The sequence below is a fragment of the Nonomuraea insulae genome (assembly GCF_042656245.1).
The window spans coordinates 1-15119 of sequence record NZ_JBHSPA010000006.1; the positions used below are offsets into that span (position 1 = coordinate 1).

Sequence of the window (15119 nt, forward strand, 5' to 3'; positions counted from 1 at the left end):
ACGCGGTCGGCGGCGGCGTGGGCGGCGCCGACGATGCCCGCCTGGTTCTGGAGGGCGGCGGCCACGACCGGCGTGTCGAGGTGCACGTGCGGCAGGAACTTCTCGGCCTTCTTGCTCACCCCGCCCCCGATCACGATCAGCGACGGCGAGAAGAGCATGTCGACGTAGCGCAGGTACTCCTCCACCCGCCCGGCCCACTTCTCCCAGCTCAGCTCGTGCTCCTCCCTGGCCCGCGCGGAAGCCCGGTGCTCGGCGTCCTTGCCGCGCAGCTCCAGGTGCCCCAGCTCGGTGTTGGGCACCAGCACGCCGTCCACGAACAACGCGCTGCCGATCCCCGTGCCGAAGGTCAGCACCAGCACGGTCCCCCGCCGCCCGCGCCCCTGCCCGAACCGCACCTCGGCCAGGCCCGCCGCGTCGGCGTCGTTCAGCACCATCGCCCCGCCGAACAGCCGGCCCGCGTCCACGCCGACCCACGAGTGGTCCACGTTGGCGGCCGACCTGATCACGCCGTGCACCACGACGCCGGGAAAGGTGACCCCGACCGGACCGTTCCAGCCGAAATGCCCGGTGATGGAGGCCACCGCCGCGGCCACCTCATCAGGCGCGGAAGGCTGGGGTGTCGGGATGCGGAGCCGGTCTTCCAGCAGCTCACCGGTATCCGTGTCGACCGGCGCTCCCTTGATCCCGGAGCCGCCGATGTCGATGCCCAAGACGTTCATGTTTCTCCATCTTCCCCAGCGGACGCGCAAAACTATATTTCCGACCCGGCTGAACCCGCCTCCGCCGCTCCGCGTATCTCGCGTCACAAGCGCTAATTAGGAGGCAACGGATGCGGCCACGCATCATCACACTCTGCGCTGTTGCGGTCGTTCTGGGAGCGACTCTCACGACTCCCGCACACGCCACCACCAGGACGCGATTCGACGTCACCAACCTTGTGTCGGACGTCAAGGGCAAAGCCCCTGTCACCGACCCCAAGGTCGTCAACCCGTGGGGCCTGGCCATGGGAAAGACTCTTTGGGTTTCCAACACCGGCACCGGTAGTGCCACCGTCTACTCGGGAACGGGCAAGAAGGAACAGACGGAGGTGGCCATTCCGGGCGGAGCCCCGACGGGCCAGGTGTTCAACCCGGGCGACGGCTTCACCGTGAAGGGAAAGCCCGCCTCGTTCATCTTCTCCAGCCCGAGCGGCGCCATCAGCGGCTGGAACGCGGAGGTCGACAAGTCCAACGCGATCATCGCGGCCTTCACCCGCGGCGCCGACTACAAGGGGCTGGAGCTCGTCCAGACAGAGGACGAGGCCTTCCTGCTGGCCGCTGACTTCGCCGGCGGGCGCATCCACGCCTTCGACGAGGACTTCCAGCGCATCCACCTGGCTCGCTGGCAGTTCCAGGACCGGGAACTGCCCAGCGGATACAACGCGTACAACGTCGCGGTGGCGAACGGCAACGTCTGGGTTGCCTACGCCCTGCGCGACCCGGCCACCGGCAAGCCGGTCTTCGGCAACGGAAAGGGTTTCATCAGCCGCTTCAACGCGGGCGGCCGCCTGACCGGGCGCATCTCCAGGACCGGGCTCAACGCCCCGTGGGGGCTGACCGCGGCGCCGAAGGGCTGGAGTCAGTACGCCGGTTCGCTGCTGGTCGGCAACTTCGGCGACGGCACTGTGCACGCCTACAAGAGCGGACGTCATCTGGGCTCATTGCGTACCTCCGAGGGCAAGCCGATCGTGCTGCCCGGCCTCTGGGACCTCGAACCAGGGACCGCGGCCACCGGCGGCGAGAGCGCGTTGTGGTTCTCGGCCGGGATCGACGGCACCAAGCACGGCCTGATCGGTGTGATCGCACCTCAGGGCACGAAGGTGAGCTCGAGCGGGGCGGCAGGGACCCCGTCGGCCAGCCCGTCGCACCCAGCGGGCCACCAGAAAACGAGCGCTCCTGCTACCCAGAACCCCTACGGCGGGTACTGACACAGGCGCTCGGCCGCCGCCGCCCCTCGCCCGGCGAGAAGCGCAGCTCGCCCACATGCGGCGGGGGGCGGCGGTCAACGGCGTTTCCGGCGCGGCCGGCGCGAGCCGCGCCGGAAACAAAGCGCCAGAAACAAGCGCTGGAACAGGCGCTGGAAACAGGCGCTGGAAACAGGCGCTGGAAACAGGCGCTGGAAACAACGCCTACAGTCGAAGCCGTGATTTTCAGCGAATGGCTCAGGCGGCAGTGCGAGGCCGAGTGGACGGCGGTGGTGACACATCCGTTCGCGATGGCGATCACCAAGGGCACGGCGGCCGACGACGACATGCGGCGCTATCTGGAGCAGGACTTCCAGTTCGTGGACTCCTTCACGGCGCTGCTCGGCGCGGCCGTGGCCAGTGCTGACACCTTCGAGGCGCGGGTGCCGTACGGGAAGTTCCTCGGCCAGGTGGCCACCACTGAGGAGAAGACGTACTTCCACCGGGCGCTGGCCGAGCTGGGCGGGACCACCGAGGCGCCGCTGGAGCCCGCGACGGCGGCGTTCAAGGGGCTCATGGACGAGGTGCGCGCGAAGCAGGACTATCTGCTGATCGTCACCGTGCTCTGCGTGGCGGAGTGGTGTTACCTCGGCTGGGCCTCGCACGCCGAGGAGCCGCTGCCGGAGGGTTTCGTGCACCGGGAGTGGATCGAGCTGCACGAGGGAGAGGAGTTCCGCGCCTGGGTGGCCTTCCTGCGCGGCGAGCTCGACCGCCTCGGCGAGAACCGGCGCGAGGAGGTGCTGACCGTCTTCAGGAAGGCCGTGGAACTGGAGCGGGCCTTCTTCGACATGGCGGTCAGCCAAGGGTGAGCCCGGGGGTGAGCTACGCCAGGACGGCCGCGAGGTCGGCGACGGTGCGGTAGTGCAGGCCGGTCATGCCGAGCACCCTGGCGGCCTCCACGTTCGGCAGCCGGTCGTCCACGAACAGGCAGCGCCCCGGCGCGGCCCCGGCGCGTTCCGCGGCGATCTCGTAGATGCGCGGGTCGGGCTTGGCCACGCCGACCCTGGCGCTGCTGACCACGTCGTCGGCGAAGTACGTGAGCCCCAGCAGGTCGATGTGCCCCTCCAGCGTGTCCATGGCATTGGTCACGATGATCACCGGCACCTGCTCCTGCGCCCGGGCCAGCAGCTCCTTGACCTCTTCGTCCACCCAGAACCTGATCGCCATGAACTCGGCCACGGCCTGCCTTGCGCGCTCGTCCCCGCCGAGCGCCACGGCGATCGACTCGGCCCACTGCGCCTCGGTGGCCTGGCCGAGTGTCGGAGGCATGATCAGCTCGGGGTCGAAGGCCGTCTTCATGAGAGGCAGGCCGTAGCGGGCCTCGATCTCGGCCTGGCCGGCGTGGTCGAAGTGGCGCAGTACGCCGTCGAAGTCCGTGAGAACCGCGTCAAAGGGGATCACAGCCCACCATTCTGCCTCGTATGCGAGGTCGGGCCCTAGCCCACAGGTGCTGAGGCGACCGACACGACTACCATCTCCGAGACAGGATGTCGGTATCTGAACGGTAGGGCATGAGCGATCTCCGGCTGCCACGCGAGCTGTGCCGGCTGTTCGCCGACGGCGGCAGAGGGCGGCGGCTGCCCGTGGCGCTGCCCCCGGGCGAGGTGGTCTGGCCGGATCCCAGCTACACCGGGCAGGGTGAGGCGGAGCGGCCGGCGTTCTGGATGAGCGACGAGCCGGCGAGCGGCGAGGACTGGACGCGGCTGCGCGAGTGGCACGAGCACAGCGGCCTGTGGCCGATCCTGCTGGACGAGTCGACGCAGCCCTGGGCGGTCGGGCAGGTCGTGCCGGACGATCCCCGGCAGATCCACCACTTCACCGCCGAGGGGTTCATGACCGAGGTGTGGCAGGAGTTCGTGACGCAGATGCCGCAGGACGCGCTGGAGGAGCTGGAGCCGTACGGTGCGATCTGCCCGGGTCCGGCGGCGCCCGGCGTGCCGCGGGCCGATCCCGGGGCGGTCGCCGACTGGCTGGCGGGCGAGCTGGCCCCCAAGGGCATGCCGCTGGGCCTGGTCGCCGCCCGGAGCGGCGCGGACGCGCTGACGGTCATGGGGTGGCAGGGGGCTTTGCACCACAACGAGTGGATGGTGCCGATGGCCGCGGTGGTGCGCAGCTGGGAGGACAGATTCGGGGCGCGGGTGGTGAGCGTCGGGTTCAACACGCTGGATCTGAGCGTGTCGGCGCCGCCGGTCGATCCCGAGCACGCGTTACACGTGGCGGCCGAGCACTGGGCGTTCTGCCCCGACAACGTGGTGCAGGGCCCCGGCGACCTGCAGGCGTACGCGGAGCAGATCATCGGCGGGTATGCCTGGTCCTTCTGGTGGGACTGAAACGCCTCTTTTACGCTACCTTTAATGATCGTGCCGTGGGGAGATCTGACACCGGAGCTGCTGCACTCGTCCCTCTGGGCCGACGCGCTCGTGGAGTCCGCGGGCATCCCCGTCTACGACATGCCGCTGGTCTCGGTCGGAGGCGGTCTCGGCTCGTTCACTCTGGTCGACGTGCTGCGCATCCGCGGCGTCGCCGCCTCCTCCATGCGGGTCCTGTCCAACAGCGACTCCCCCTGGCAGACGTGGGAATACCTGACGCGGGTCTCGCAGCTCCCCGCCCATGAGCGCATCCGCTCCGACGCGGGCGCGCGACCGGACAACATCTGGGGCTTCCCCTCCTACGCGATGCAGGAGGCCTGGCGCGAGCGCTCGGTCAAGCCGCTGTTCCAGGTGCTCACCGAGCCGGTCCTGAGCGACTTCTACAGCCCGCGGGCCGAGCTCGTCATGCGCACCGCGCAGCGCGAGGCAGAGCGCGTCGGCTACTGGGAGATGCTGGCCAAGGGCCAGGTGCGCATGGTCAGGAAGCGGCTGGGCGGCGGCTACTTCACCGTGCTGACCCCGCCGGCCGGCGCCGAGCCGACCAAGCGGGTGGTGCTGCGCTCCCGATACGTGCACCTGGCCGTCGGCTATCCGGGGCTGAAGTTCCTCGACGACCTTCAGGACTTCCGGCGGCGGCAGGGTGAGCGCTATCGCGTGGTGAACGCGTACGAGCCGCATGAGCACGTCTACGACCAGCTCACCAAGCGCCCCGGCGTGGTGGTGGTGCGCGGGGCGGGCATCGTGGCCTCGCGGGTGTTGCAGCGCCTCATGGACGACAGGGAGCGCCACGGCCTCCAGACGCGCATCGTGCACCTCTTCCGCACCTATGTCACCGGCTCGCACGGCCCGCACGCGTTCATGCGGCGCAAGGGCGGCGACGGCTGGGCCTACCAGGCGTTCACGATGCCGAAGTCGGCGTTCGGCGGCCAGCTCAAGGCCCAGTTCCGCAAGGCGCCGCCGGAGCGGCGGGCGCGGCTGGCGTCCCTGGTGGCCGGCACCACCACGCCGAAGCTCTCCCGCTGGCAGGACCAGCTCCAGCGGGCCAGGCAGGGCAACTGGTACCACCCGGTGCACGCCGAGGTCGACCACATCGACCGGGCGCCCGGCGGCCGGCTGGTCACCCACACCCGCAGCGCGAACTCGGCGCCCATGCAGTACGTCTCCGACTTCATCATCGACTGCACCGGGCTCGAAGCCGACATGCCCGAGCACCGGGTGCTGGACGACCTGCTCAAGCACGGCGGTGCGCGCCCCAACAGGGCGGGGCGCCTGCAGGTCGGCCCGAACTTCGAGGTGCTCGGCGCGGAGAGCGGCGACGGCGCGCTCTACGCCTCGGGCGCGGCCACCGCGGGCAACCACTTCCTGGCCGTGGACAGCTTCCTCGGCCTGCAGACCGCGGCCCTCGACATCGCCGACGACCTGGCCGGGCGCGGGTTCTGCGGGAGGCTCGGGCCGGTCAGGTCGGTGTCCCAATGGATCAGGTGGGCGGCGAACAGGAGGCCGGCTTGATCCCCACTCTGGCCGGGCGTGTGCAGACCCGGCTGTTCGTGCTGGCCACGGTCGGCGTGGTGCTGACCGCGCTGGTCACGGCGGTGCTGCCGATGTCCTTCGCCGACGCCTACCTGGTGCTGCTGGCCGTCGCCGTGCTCGGCGTGGGCTGGGAGCTGCTCTACCACCTGCTGATGCAGTTCCGCTGGGACAAGGACTGGCCGACGCTGTTCGGGCTGCTCACGGCCGTGCCCGAGGGGCTGCTCATGTGGGTGCTGCTCGACCTCGGCCTGGTGCCGGGCGTCGGCGGGCCGGTGGTGTCCTGGGCGTTCGCGATCATGTTCGGGGTCGTGTGGCTGGGCCAGTGGTCGTTCGTGAACGGGCCCATGCGGGTGCTGTTCGTCCAGTGGCGGCTCAGGGGTGGCCGCCTGTTGTGAGATCCGATCGAGAGGGGACCTGATGGGCGGCGTCGAGCTGGCTCGGCCGCTGTACTTCTGGCTGGGAACGGTGGCCACGGTCGCGGGGGTGGTGCTGCACCTGCCGATGTACCTGCACGGTTCGGAGATGGGCTACCGGCTGGCCGGGATGCCGATGGACCTGCCGATGACGGTCGGCATGGTGCTGATCGTGGCGGGGCTGGTCGTCACCGCGTACGGGCTCGTCCCGCCGGGGGCGTTCACCGCCAGACCCGCGGGAGAGGTGCGGGTGCGCGCGCTGGACGACCAGAAGATGGGCACGGCGCACATCGGGCTCATCGTGGTCATGTCGGTCGCCGTGGTGATCGACGCCATGAAGCCGATCACGCTCAGCTTCGTCGCGCCCGGCATGGTCAAGGAGTACGGCCTGAAGTCCGTGCTCAACCCCGACGGCCCGCCGGTGGCGCTGCTGCCGCTGTTCGGCCTCACGGGGACCGTGCTGGGCTCGTTGTTGTGGGGCTGGCTGGGCGACAAGATCGGCCGCAAGCCGTCCATCCTGTACGCGGGCGTGCTGTTCGTCGGCACCGCCATCTGCGGCGTCATGCCCAGCTTCGAGGGCAACCTGGCCATGTGCCTGGCCATGGGCCTGGGCGCGGGCGGCATGTTGCCGATCGCGTTCTCGCTGCTGGCGGAGACCATCCCGCCCCGGCACAAGGGCTGGGTGATGGTGCTCATCGGCGGCAACCTGGCCATCGCCTACCTGCTGGCGAGCTGGCTGTCGGCCACGCTGGCGCCGGACTACTCCTGGCGGATCCTGTGGCTGGTCGGCCTGCCGACCGGGGTCATCCTGATCCTGCTCAACCGCTTCATCCCGGAGTCGCCCCGTTTCCTGCTCGCCCACGGCCGCGACACCGAGGCGCGGGCGATCATGGCCAGGTACGGCGCGGCCATTTCCCCGGACGCCGAGCTGGAGCGGGTCGAGGACGAGCACAAGGGCGGCTACTCACGGCTGTTCCGCCGCCCGTTCACCGGGCTCACGGCGGCCGTGGTGATCCTGGGGCTGAGCATCGGCCTGGTCACCTACGGATTCCAGCTCTGGATCCCGTCGAACCTGCAGCGGCTCGGCCTCGACCAGCCGACCGCGGACCGGGCGCTGGCCGACTCGACGTTGCTGGGGCTGCCGCTGATCTTCATCGCGGCCGCCATGTACGGCCTGTGGAGCGCCAAGAAGACGATCGTCGTGCTGTCGTCGCTGGTCGGCGTGGCGCTGGTGGTGTTGTCGTTCTCCGGGGAGTCGCTGGCGCAGGACCGCACGTGGCTCTACCTGGTGCTGGCCGGGCCGATCGTGGGGACGGCGGCGATCGCCGCGGTGCTGGCCGCCTACAGCTCCGAGATCTACCCGACCCTGGTGCGCTCGCGCGGCTCCGGGTTGTCGGCGGGCGTCGGCAAGGCCGGCGGCGTGGCCGTCACCGCCGTGCTGGTCGCGGGCGCGGCGGCCCCGTCCATCGGCACGACCGCGCTGCTCGGGGCGATCCCGCTCGTGCTGGCCGTGCTCGCGGTGCTGGTGTTCGGCGTCGAACCCGCCAAGGGCCGGGCCGGCGAACCGGCCAGCCCTTCGGCGGTGTGACGGCGTCAGGGAATCCGGGCCACGGCGCCGTAAGTGCCCGACGCACCGGGCTGTTCCGCATCGGCGGTGTCGTGGTCATGGGGCCGCCATTCCGGGACCCACACCAGTCCCGGCTCTACCAGCACCAGACCTTCGAGCAACGCCTCCACCTCCTCCCGGGTGCGAATCGCGTGACCGGGCAACGTCATCGCCAGCAGATCGTGAATGGCCGGCAACAACTCCGGTGGAATGGCGTCGAACGTGGTCTGCAACAGCGACAGGTAACTCCTCTCCGGAACCACCTGCCGAATGCGCTTGATCACGTAATGGAAGTACTCGTCGTCGTTCAGGCTGTGGGCCGACAGCAGCAACACGGCCATGGGCCGGTCCCAGTCAAGGAACGTCTGCAGGACCCGATCATCGAGAAGGTCGTCGATCTCGTGTACGTCGCCCTCTACGACGCGTACGAGATCGGTGACCGGCTCGATGGTCGCCCGAGCTCCGGCCAGCACCATAGGGTCGTTCTCCACGTAGACCACGCGGGGCACCGAGACGCGCAGGGCGTCGCGGGCCACGTCGTGCAACTGCCTGCCCGGCGGCAGGCCGCTGGGAACGCCGCTGCCGACGATCACGAACTGGTCCACTCCTTCGGTCGCCAGATGACGGACCACGCGGCACAGATAATGGAGCACGGCCCGCGCGGCGGCCGTCGTGATGGGGGCTGCCAGGTCGTAGCGCCGCACGGCGTCTCGGTCCGCCACGAAATTGTTCTTCCCACCCGCGGCGGCGTCGAGAATCCGGGTGACGCGTGCTTGAGTCAGCTCCAGCTTCGCCAGGTTTCGGATGGCACGCTGACGCATTGAGTGATGCCCCTTTCCCCTCGCCCACTACCTCGGGAAAAGCTGATCCTTTCGGACCCCACTCGATGACCCAGACCATATGATCCCCGCCACACCGGGAAAGACAACCGGAAAAGCCATTAGTTCTGGATATACCTACGTAACCATTTGTTGGTATAAATGATCTCAGAGGTGGGAACGAGATCATATTCCCAGCGAACGCGAGAGCCTTTCACGATGGAAATTCAACAGCTCGAAGGTCTCTTCGCGGGTCGTCGTCGTCACCGACAACTTGGTGAACGCCTGGTGGTAGGCCTCGACCGCGCCCGACTCGGTGATCAGCGCGTCGGACTCGATGCCGTGCGAGCAGGCGATGTCGGGCTCGAACGCCTCGGCGAAGCGCCAGAGCGTGAAGGGGCCGGTGCGCGGCACGTACGCGGGGTCCTCCATGGGCACCACGTGCAGGGAGACGTTGGGCCGCTTGGCGTGCTCGATGAGCACGTCGAGCTGCCGGAGCTGGACGTGCTGGCCGACGATCGAGCGCGTCAGCACGCTCTCGTCGATCACCGCCCACACCACGACACCGCTGTCGCGGGCCACGGCCTCCTGGCGGGCCAGCACGAGGGCGAGCGCCTCCTCCACCGTCTGCTGCCCGAGGGTCGCGGGGCCGGCCACGGTGATGGCGGCCCTGGCGTATTCCTCGGTCTGCAGCAGCGGCGGGACGAACTGGTTGTGGTAGGTGCGGATCACCGTGGCCCGCTGTTCGAGCGCGTAGGCGGTGGCCAGCCAGACGGGGATGGACTGCGCGTCGAACCAGGCGGCCTCGCGCTCGCCCCTGGCCAGCGACAACACGTATTCGCGGATCGGTGAGACCGAGACGCCGTAGACGGTCAGCAGGCGCTCGACGGTGATCGGCGCGGGAGCGATCCTGCCCTCCTCGATGGCGGGGATGGCCGCGGCGCCCCTGCCGATCGCGGTCTCCACCTGCTCGACGGAGAGCAGGGCGGTCAGGCGCAGGCCGTGCAGCCGCTTGCCGAGCGCCCGGCGCTGCGGCCCGCTCAGCGGCGCGACCGCCTCCGGGATGTCGGAGCTGGGCTCGGGCTCCTCTGGCAGCCCCTCGGCCCTGCGGGCCAGCTCGACCACGCCGCGCAGCACGGTCAGCGAGCCCTCGGACAGGCCGGAGGCTGACAGGCCGATCGTGGCCGCCCGCAGTTGCAGGTCCTCCACGGAGCCGGACTCGAGGAAGTCGTCGCCGACCAGCCAGCCGACGCTCACCTGCAGGCAGGTCGCCAGCGCCCTGAGCACCTGGAGCGTGGGGTTGGTCTGCTTGCCCGTGCGCAACTGGCTGACGTAGGCGCGGGTGATGGGAATCCCCGCCTCCGTCAGGGCGGAGGCCACCTGCGCGCCGGTGTAGCCGCGCTTGGTCAGCGCGAGATCGAGCCGTTCGGCGAAGTTCGCCACGGCACACCTCCTACCGCCCGTGAACGTTTCCCAGCGTAAGGGACGCGGGCTCCAGTGTCCCCTGCCATGCGGGCAAGCTCTGCCACGCGGGCTGGTACTAACTTATTCGCAAACTGTGAGTTGACATAGCCCCGCTCGTAAGCGGACTATCGGGGCGTGTGGTAACTGAGACTTAACAGCCTAACGGGTTCTGGAGAGATTCCCCGCGACAAGGAGGTGGCCGGACATGACCATGGATCCCCGAGGTGGTTCCTGGTTCTGCGAAGATCCGGTCTCCACCGGGCAGGAACAGGTCGTTCAGCGCATCTGCACCCGCGTGGCGGGTGACGGAGTGAACGTCGCCGCCCTGCCGCTCGGCGGTCTCCAGGTCTGGCTGGACAACCCCCGTCACCGCTGGCGTTTCCACCACCGGATGGCCCGCGAGCTGCGGCTGGCCGGCTGGCACACGGAGACGGGTCCCGATCGGCTGCTGCTGCTCGGGTGGAGTGCCGTCTGTCTGAGCCACCGCGCCAGGATGCTGGGCGCGGCCCTGACGGGACGGCTGGCCGACTACGACAAGACGGCGTTCACCGCCGTCATGATCGCCACGCGGCTGCTTCACGAGGGGTTCCCCGCCGAGGAGCTTCCCGCCGAGGTGGAGTCCCGCTGCGCCGACGCGCTGCGCTGGCCCACCCGGCTGGACGATCTCGACGGCCTCGAACGACGGTCGTCGCTGGAGCCGATGCGGCTCAGGCTGGCCCAGGTGGCCGGTCTGGAGGCCAAGGTGGCCCGGCGCTGCGGCGAGCACCTCGCGCTCGCCTCCAAAGTCGCGCGTACGGTGGCCGGTGGTGCGGGACCGGACCGGACGCGCACGACAGGCCGGCGTCCGTCGGCACTGGGTGCGGGCCTGACCGAGAGAATGGTCTGTGTCAGCGTGCCCAACATGGCCGACAGCACGGCCGGGGCCACGGTGACGGCCCGATGACGCTGACGCTCCCACGCCGGCACCGGGCCACAGCGGTCCCGGTGACGGCGGACGGCGTCGGCCCTGCCCTGTCCTGCCCGGGCGCGACGGAGGTCATCACGGCCGCGCCCCGGCAGGTGCTGCCAGGGCGTACTCACAAGCTGGCGCTGCGATCCGGCGGCGAAGGGTCGCGCGACCCGTTCGCCGCCTCAACGGTGGCAGCGCTGTTAGCGCTGGCCCCGGCGCTTCCCCATCCCCCCGGCACCGTGCGGCACGTGCCCGACCTAGTCGGTTCGGTGCTGTTGGCCAGCCCGACAGCGGCTGGCGTGCTGGCCAACTCGAGGGGTAGCGCTTGGGGTCGGCTTTCTTCCCGCGCGCTCGGCTGCGCGGGGACGTTCGCCGCGCTGCTGACGGGATCCCTGGTGATCTCGTCGCGGCGTCGTGCGAACGGCCCGCCGAGCGCGCAGGTGGCCGTTCCACCGGCCGCCGCTCTACTCGCCGCCACGGCGCTGGTGCGGGTCGCCGGGGCGTCGAGACGTGAGACCGTCCGACGATCTCAACGCGCGGCGGAGGAGGGGCCGGCAAGGCGCCGCCGGCTCCTCGCCGGGCCGCGCATCGACCAGGTTCTCTCCCCTATCAGAGAAGTCAACCCGCGATAACAGGAGCGATCATGCTCGCCGACGAAGTGCGCAGGTCACAACCGCACGAAGTGCACGCCCGGGGCGTACGTCCCGACGCGCCGCAACCGGCCTGGGGCGAGGACCAGGGCGACGTCCCGCGGACAACGGGACCGGCGCGCACCGTGCATCGGCTACGCCGCATCCGGCAGGTCTCCGTCGAGGCCGTCACCGAGATGGATCAGACGCCGCGGCGCCGTACCACCTGACTTCCCCCTTCTCGCCTTCCCGCACAGGAGGAGACCTTCACCATGCGCACCGTCCGGGGCACCCAATGAGCCGCGGCAGGGTCGGCGTGATCGTTGCGCCCGCGAACCCTTCGGCGGAGCCGGAGCTGACCCGGTTACTCGGCTCACGTGCCGACATGCACGTCGCCCGTTTTCCCGTACGGCCAGGGCTGTCCCTGGTGGACCGGCTGGAGGGGTACAACGAGGCGCTGCCCGCCATGGCGGGCGCGTTCGACGCCCTGCGGCTGGACGCCATGGTCATGGCCTGCAGCGAACCCCGTTACCTGCTCGGCCCCGACGAGGACCGCGAGCAGTGCGCCGAGCTGACCTCGGCGACCGGGGTGCCGTTCGCCTCGGCCACGCTGGCCACGCGTGAGGCGATGGAGCACCTGATGGTGAGCGACATGGTGCTGGTCTCGCCGTACCAGCCGTGGGTGACGGAGCTGGCGGAGCGGTTCTGGAAGACGGCCGGCTTCACCGTCACCCAGGTCCTCCAGGTACGTTCGCGCGACGGTTACTCCTCCTACGCGGTCACCCCCACCGAACTGATCAGCCAGGTCGAACTGGCCGAGCCGCCCGAGGACGCCGTGCTGGTGTTCACCGGCACCGGCCTGCCCACGCTCCCCGTGCTCGGCCCGCTGGCCAGCGGCAACGACCGGGTGCTGCTCACCTCGAACCTCTGCGCGGCCTGGTGGGCCCTGTCCAGGGCCGTCGGCGGGCCCGTGACGCTGAGCCGCGTGCCCTACCGCCGTCACAGACCGGCCCCGAGGACGGCGCACACGGGAGGCCGGGCATGAGCGGCGTCGTCGTGGTCGGAGCCGGGCCCGCCGGGCTGACCGCCGCGCTCTCGCTGGCCAGGGCCGGGATACCGGTCACCGTGCTGGAGCGGGAGAAGGAGTTGCCGCGGCAGCCGCGCGCCTGCACCTTTCACCCCGCCACGCTCGATCTGCTGGACGACCTCGGCGTGGCCTACCGGCTGGTAGCCGAGGGCCGGGTGGTGGACCGGGTGCAGTGGCGCGACCGGTCCGGGATCGTGCTGGCCGAGATGGGCATGAACCGGCTGGACGGCCTGACCAAACATCCGTTCAGGATCCACGCCGACCAGGCGTCACTGACCCCGCTGCTGCTTGAGGCCCTGAACGTCTACCCGGACGTGGACGTGCGGTTCGGCACCCACGTGGACGGCGTGGCGGAGGGCGGCACAGGGATCCGGGTCCGCGTCGGCCACACCTGGACGCGGGCCCGGTACATGATCGCCGCCGACGGCGCCCACAGCACCGTACGGGGCTCGCTGGGGCTGCCGTTCCCCCGGTCGGCCTATCCGACGCAGGCGCTGCGGGTGTTCACCGAGTCGCCGCTCGACCAGCTGCTGCCGAGTCTCGCGCCGCTGACGTACGTACGGGATGTGCAGCAGTCGTGCACCCTGCTCGGGCTGCCGGACCACTGGCGCATCATCTTCAAGATCCCCTGTGACTCGCACGAGCCGCTGTCCACGTCGAACCTGTCCCTGCTGGTCCGCCGTGCCCTGCCGGGCGCCAGCGGGCCGATCCGGGTGACCGGGGCCGACAGGTTCGGGCTGTCGAGGGGGGTGCTGACCTCGTACCGGTGCGGGCGGGTGCTCTTCGTGGGCGACGCCGCGCACCTGACCTCGACCGTCGGCGGGCTGAACATGAACGCGGGCATCCACGACGCCGCCGAGGCCGGCCAGGTGATCGCCGCCGTGATCGGCGGCTACGCCGCGCCGGCCGCGCTGGAGGCGTGGGCCTGGCGGCGGCGCTCGGTGCTGATGCACCGGGTGGTGCCGCGTGGCGAGACCCGACCGGCGGGCGTGCGCGAGCGCGACAGTGCCCGGCTCGCGGCGGCCATGGCGGGGCTGCGGGCCATCGCCGGCGACCCGGACGCCACGCGCGCGTACCTGGCGCAGGCGTCGCTGCTGGACACCGTGCGACATTCGCCGCAGATCGACAGCGCGCGAAATCCGTCGCAGATCGACACCGTGCGGCATTCGTCGCAGATCGACAGCGTGCGAGATTCGCCGCAGCTCGACAGCGTGCCGAATTCCGGGAGGACCTGACGACGTACACGCGTCCGCGTACCTATTGGAGGAGGTGACACCGGATGTGGCGAACCCTGTCCGACGACGCGCGCCAGGCCATTCGCGACCTGTGCGACAAGCACGGAGCACGTCTCTACGACTACTGCCGCACCGAGCTCGCCGCCGGTGACGCCGAACAGGCGGTGGCCGGCGCCGCGATGACGACCCACCTGTACGCGGACCGCGTGGTCGATCCGGCCCTGCGCCGCCCCTGGTTGTACGCCGTCGCCCGGGCCCATCGGGCGGTCGTGGCCAAGCCCGCGAGCATCGGCTCGTGGTCGCGCCCCGGTCGCATGTCGGAGCTGCTGCCCGAGGCGCTGCTGTCCCTGGAGCGCCCGCAGCGGGAGCTGCTCGACCTGTCCGTCCGGCACGGCCTGGCGGACCACGAACTCAGCGTGATCTTCGAGCTGCCCCCGGCCGAGGTGCACACGATCGTCGCCCAGGCCGCCGCCGGCCTGGAGGAGTGGTTCGCCGCGATCATCGCCGCGCGGTCCCGCGACGGCTGCCCCGACCTGACGGCCCGGATGGCGGAATGGGTCGCGGCCCCCGGACGGCGGGCCAGGGCCAGGATCGGCCGTCACATCCAGTCCTGTGCGACCTGCCGGGCCGCGCCCAGGACCATGACGGCGGGGACGCTGCTGCGCCGCCTGCCGATCGCGGCACTGCCCGGCACGCTTCCCAACCGGCTGGCATCCGCGCAGCCGCTGCCCGGCGAGGGGCCTCTTTGGCGGGCGGACGGCTTTCCTGTGCAGGTACGCACACTGGTGGAGAACGGCTCCTCGTCGCCGGCTCCCCCAGGCGCCGACGCCACGCCGTCAGTCCCGGTCGCCGGCCCCACGACGGCGACGCCGGGAAAGCCCTGGTCGGCGGCGGGCGCGGCTGCCGCCGACCAGGAGCACCCCGACCACCAGCACTCCGGCCATGAACGCTCCGAACGCGAACGCTCCGGCCGTGAACAACCCGCCGATCAGCGGCTGGCCGCCCAACGGCAGCCGG

The 15119-nt window shown here is 70.5% G+C and carries 16 protein-coding genes; 12 read left to right on the plus strand and 4 right to left on the minus strand.

The window, feature by feature from the left end:
• The coding region (gene ppgK, locus ACFPZ3_RS02725) for a polyphosphate--glucose phosphotransferase (protein ID WP_379512313.1) at positions 1-719 on the minus strand (719 nt) is incomplete at its 3' end.
• 110 nt (positions 720-829) lie between these two features.
• Here ppgK and ACFPZ3_RS02730 point away from each other — a divergent pair.
• Complete coding sequence (locus ACFPZ3_RS02730; RefSeq protein WP_379512314.1) at positions 830-1966, plus strand: TIGR03118 family protein; 1137 nt, start codon at positions 830-832, stop codon at positions 1964-1966.
• A 215-nt stretch (positions 1967-2181) separates the two neighbouring features.
• Positions 2182-2811: a TenA family protein gene (locus tag ACFPZ3_RS02735; protein ID WP_379512315.1), complete on the plus strand. Its 630-nt coding sequence runs from the start codon at positions 2182-2184 to the stop codon at positions 2809-2811.
• A gap of 13 nt (positions 2812-2824) precedes the next feature.
• Here the strand turns inward: ACFPZ3_RS02735 and ACFPZ3_RS02740 are convergent, their stop codons facing one another.
• A complete protein-coding gene (locus ACFPZ3_RS02740; RefSeq protein WP_379512316.1) occupies positions 2825-3403 on the minus strand; it encodes an HAD family hydrolase in 579 nt (192 codons plus the stop codon).
• Positions 3404-3513: 110 nt separating this feature from the next.
• Between ACFPZ3_RS02740 and ACFPZ3_RS02745 the strand changes: the two genes are divergently transcribed.
• Genes ACFPZ3_RS02745 through ACFPZ3_RS02760 form a run of 4 tightly spaced genes read left to right on the plus strand, consistent with a single transcriptional unit; the run spans position 3514 to position 7902 of the window.
• A complete protein-coding gene (locus ACFPZ3_RS02745; RefSeq protein WP_379512317.1) occupies positions 3514-4332 on the plus strand; it encodes a DUF4253 domain-containing protein in 819 nt (272 codons plus the stop codon).
• Positions 4333-4356: 24 nt separating this feature from the next.
• Complete coding sequence (locus ACFPZ3_RS02750; protein ID WP_379512318.1) at positions 4357-5880, plus strand: hypothetical protein; 1524 nt, start codon at positions 4357-4359, stop codon at positions 5878-5880.
• Positions 5877-6296 carry a hypothetical protein gene (locus ACFPZ3_RS02755; RefSeq protein ID WP_379512319.1) on the plus strand — a complete coding sequence of 140 codons (420 nt, stop codon included), beginning with the start codon at positions 5877-5879 and terminating at the stop codon, positions 6294-6296. The genes ACFPZ3_RS02750 and ACFPZ3_RS02755 overlap by 4 nt, the downstream gene beginning before the upstream one ends.
• Positions 6297-6318: 22 nt before the next feature.
• The gene (locus tag ACFPZ3_RS02760) at positions 6319-7902 is read left to right on the plus strand and encodes an MFS transporter (RefSeq protein ID WP_379512320.1); all 1584 of its coding nucleotides are present in this window, start codon (positions 6319-6321) and stop codon (positions 7900-7902) included.
• Positions 7903-7907: 5 nt separating this feature from the next.
• Here ACFPZ3_RS02760 and ACFPZ3_RS02765 read toward each other — a convergent pair whose 3' ends face one another.
• Both ACFPZ3_RS02765 and ACFPZ3_RS02770 read right to left on the minus strand, forming a co-directional pair.
• Positions 7908-8741, minus strand: a complete 834-nt coding sequence (locus ACFPZ3_RS02765; RefSeq protein ID WP_379512321.1) for an SAM-dependent methyltransferase — start codon at positions 8739-8741, stop codon at positions 7908-7910.
• A gap of 183 nt (positions 8742-8924) precedes the next feature.
• On the minus strand, positions 8925-10181 hold the full coding sequence (locus ACFPZ3_RS02770; RefSeq protein ID WP_379512322.1) for a Scr1 family TA system antitoxin-like transcriptional regulator: 1257 nt from the start codon (positions 10179-10181) through the stop codon (positions 8925-8927).
• A gap of 226 nt (positions 10182-10407) precedes the next feature.
• Between ACFPZ3_RS02770 and ACFPZ3_RS02775 the strand changes: the two genes are divergently transcribed.
• From ACFPZ3_RS02775 to ACFPZ3_RS02800, 6 genes are all read left to right on the plus strand, one after another.
• Entirely contained in the window at positions 10408-11145 is a 738-nt protein-coding gene (locus tag ACFPZ3_RS02775; protein ID WP_379512323.1) for a hypothetical protein, read from the plus strand.
• Positions 11142-11783 (plus strand): hypothetical protein, encoded by a 642-nt coding sequence (locus ACFPZ3_RS02780; RefSeq protein ID WP_379512324.1) that lies wholly within the window; start codon positions 11142-11144, stop codon positions 11781-11783. Before ACFPZ3_RS02775 ends, ACFPZ3_RS02780 begins: the two co-directional genes overlap by 4 nt.
• Before the next feature lie 11 nt (positions 11784-11794).
• Complete coding sequence (locus tag ACFPZ3_RS02785) at positions 11795-12010, plus strand: hypothetical protein (protein ID WP_379512325.1); 216 nt, start codon at positions 11795-11797, stop codon at positions 12008-12010.
• Positions 12011-12075: 65 nt separating this feature from the next.
• Positions 12076-12825, plus strand: coding sequence for a maleate cis-trans isomerase family protein (locus ACFPZ3_RS02790; protein WP_379512326.1), 750 nt, complete (start codon positions 12076-12078; stop codon positions 12823-12825).
• Complete coding sequence (locus ACFPZ3_RS02795) at positions 12822-14102, plus strand: FAD-dependent oxidoreductase (protein WP_379512327.1); 1281 nt, start codon at positions 12822-12824, stop codon at positions 14100-14102. Before ACFPZ3_RS02790 ends, ACFPZ3_RS02795 begins: the two co-directional genes overlap by 4 nt.
• A 44-nt stretch (positions 14103-14146) precedes the next feature.
• Positions 14147-15119, plus strand: a 973-nt coding sequence (locus tag ACFPZ3_RS02800; protein WP_379512328.1) for an RNA polymerase sigma factor, incomplete at its 3' end; no start/stop codon positions are given.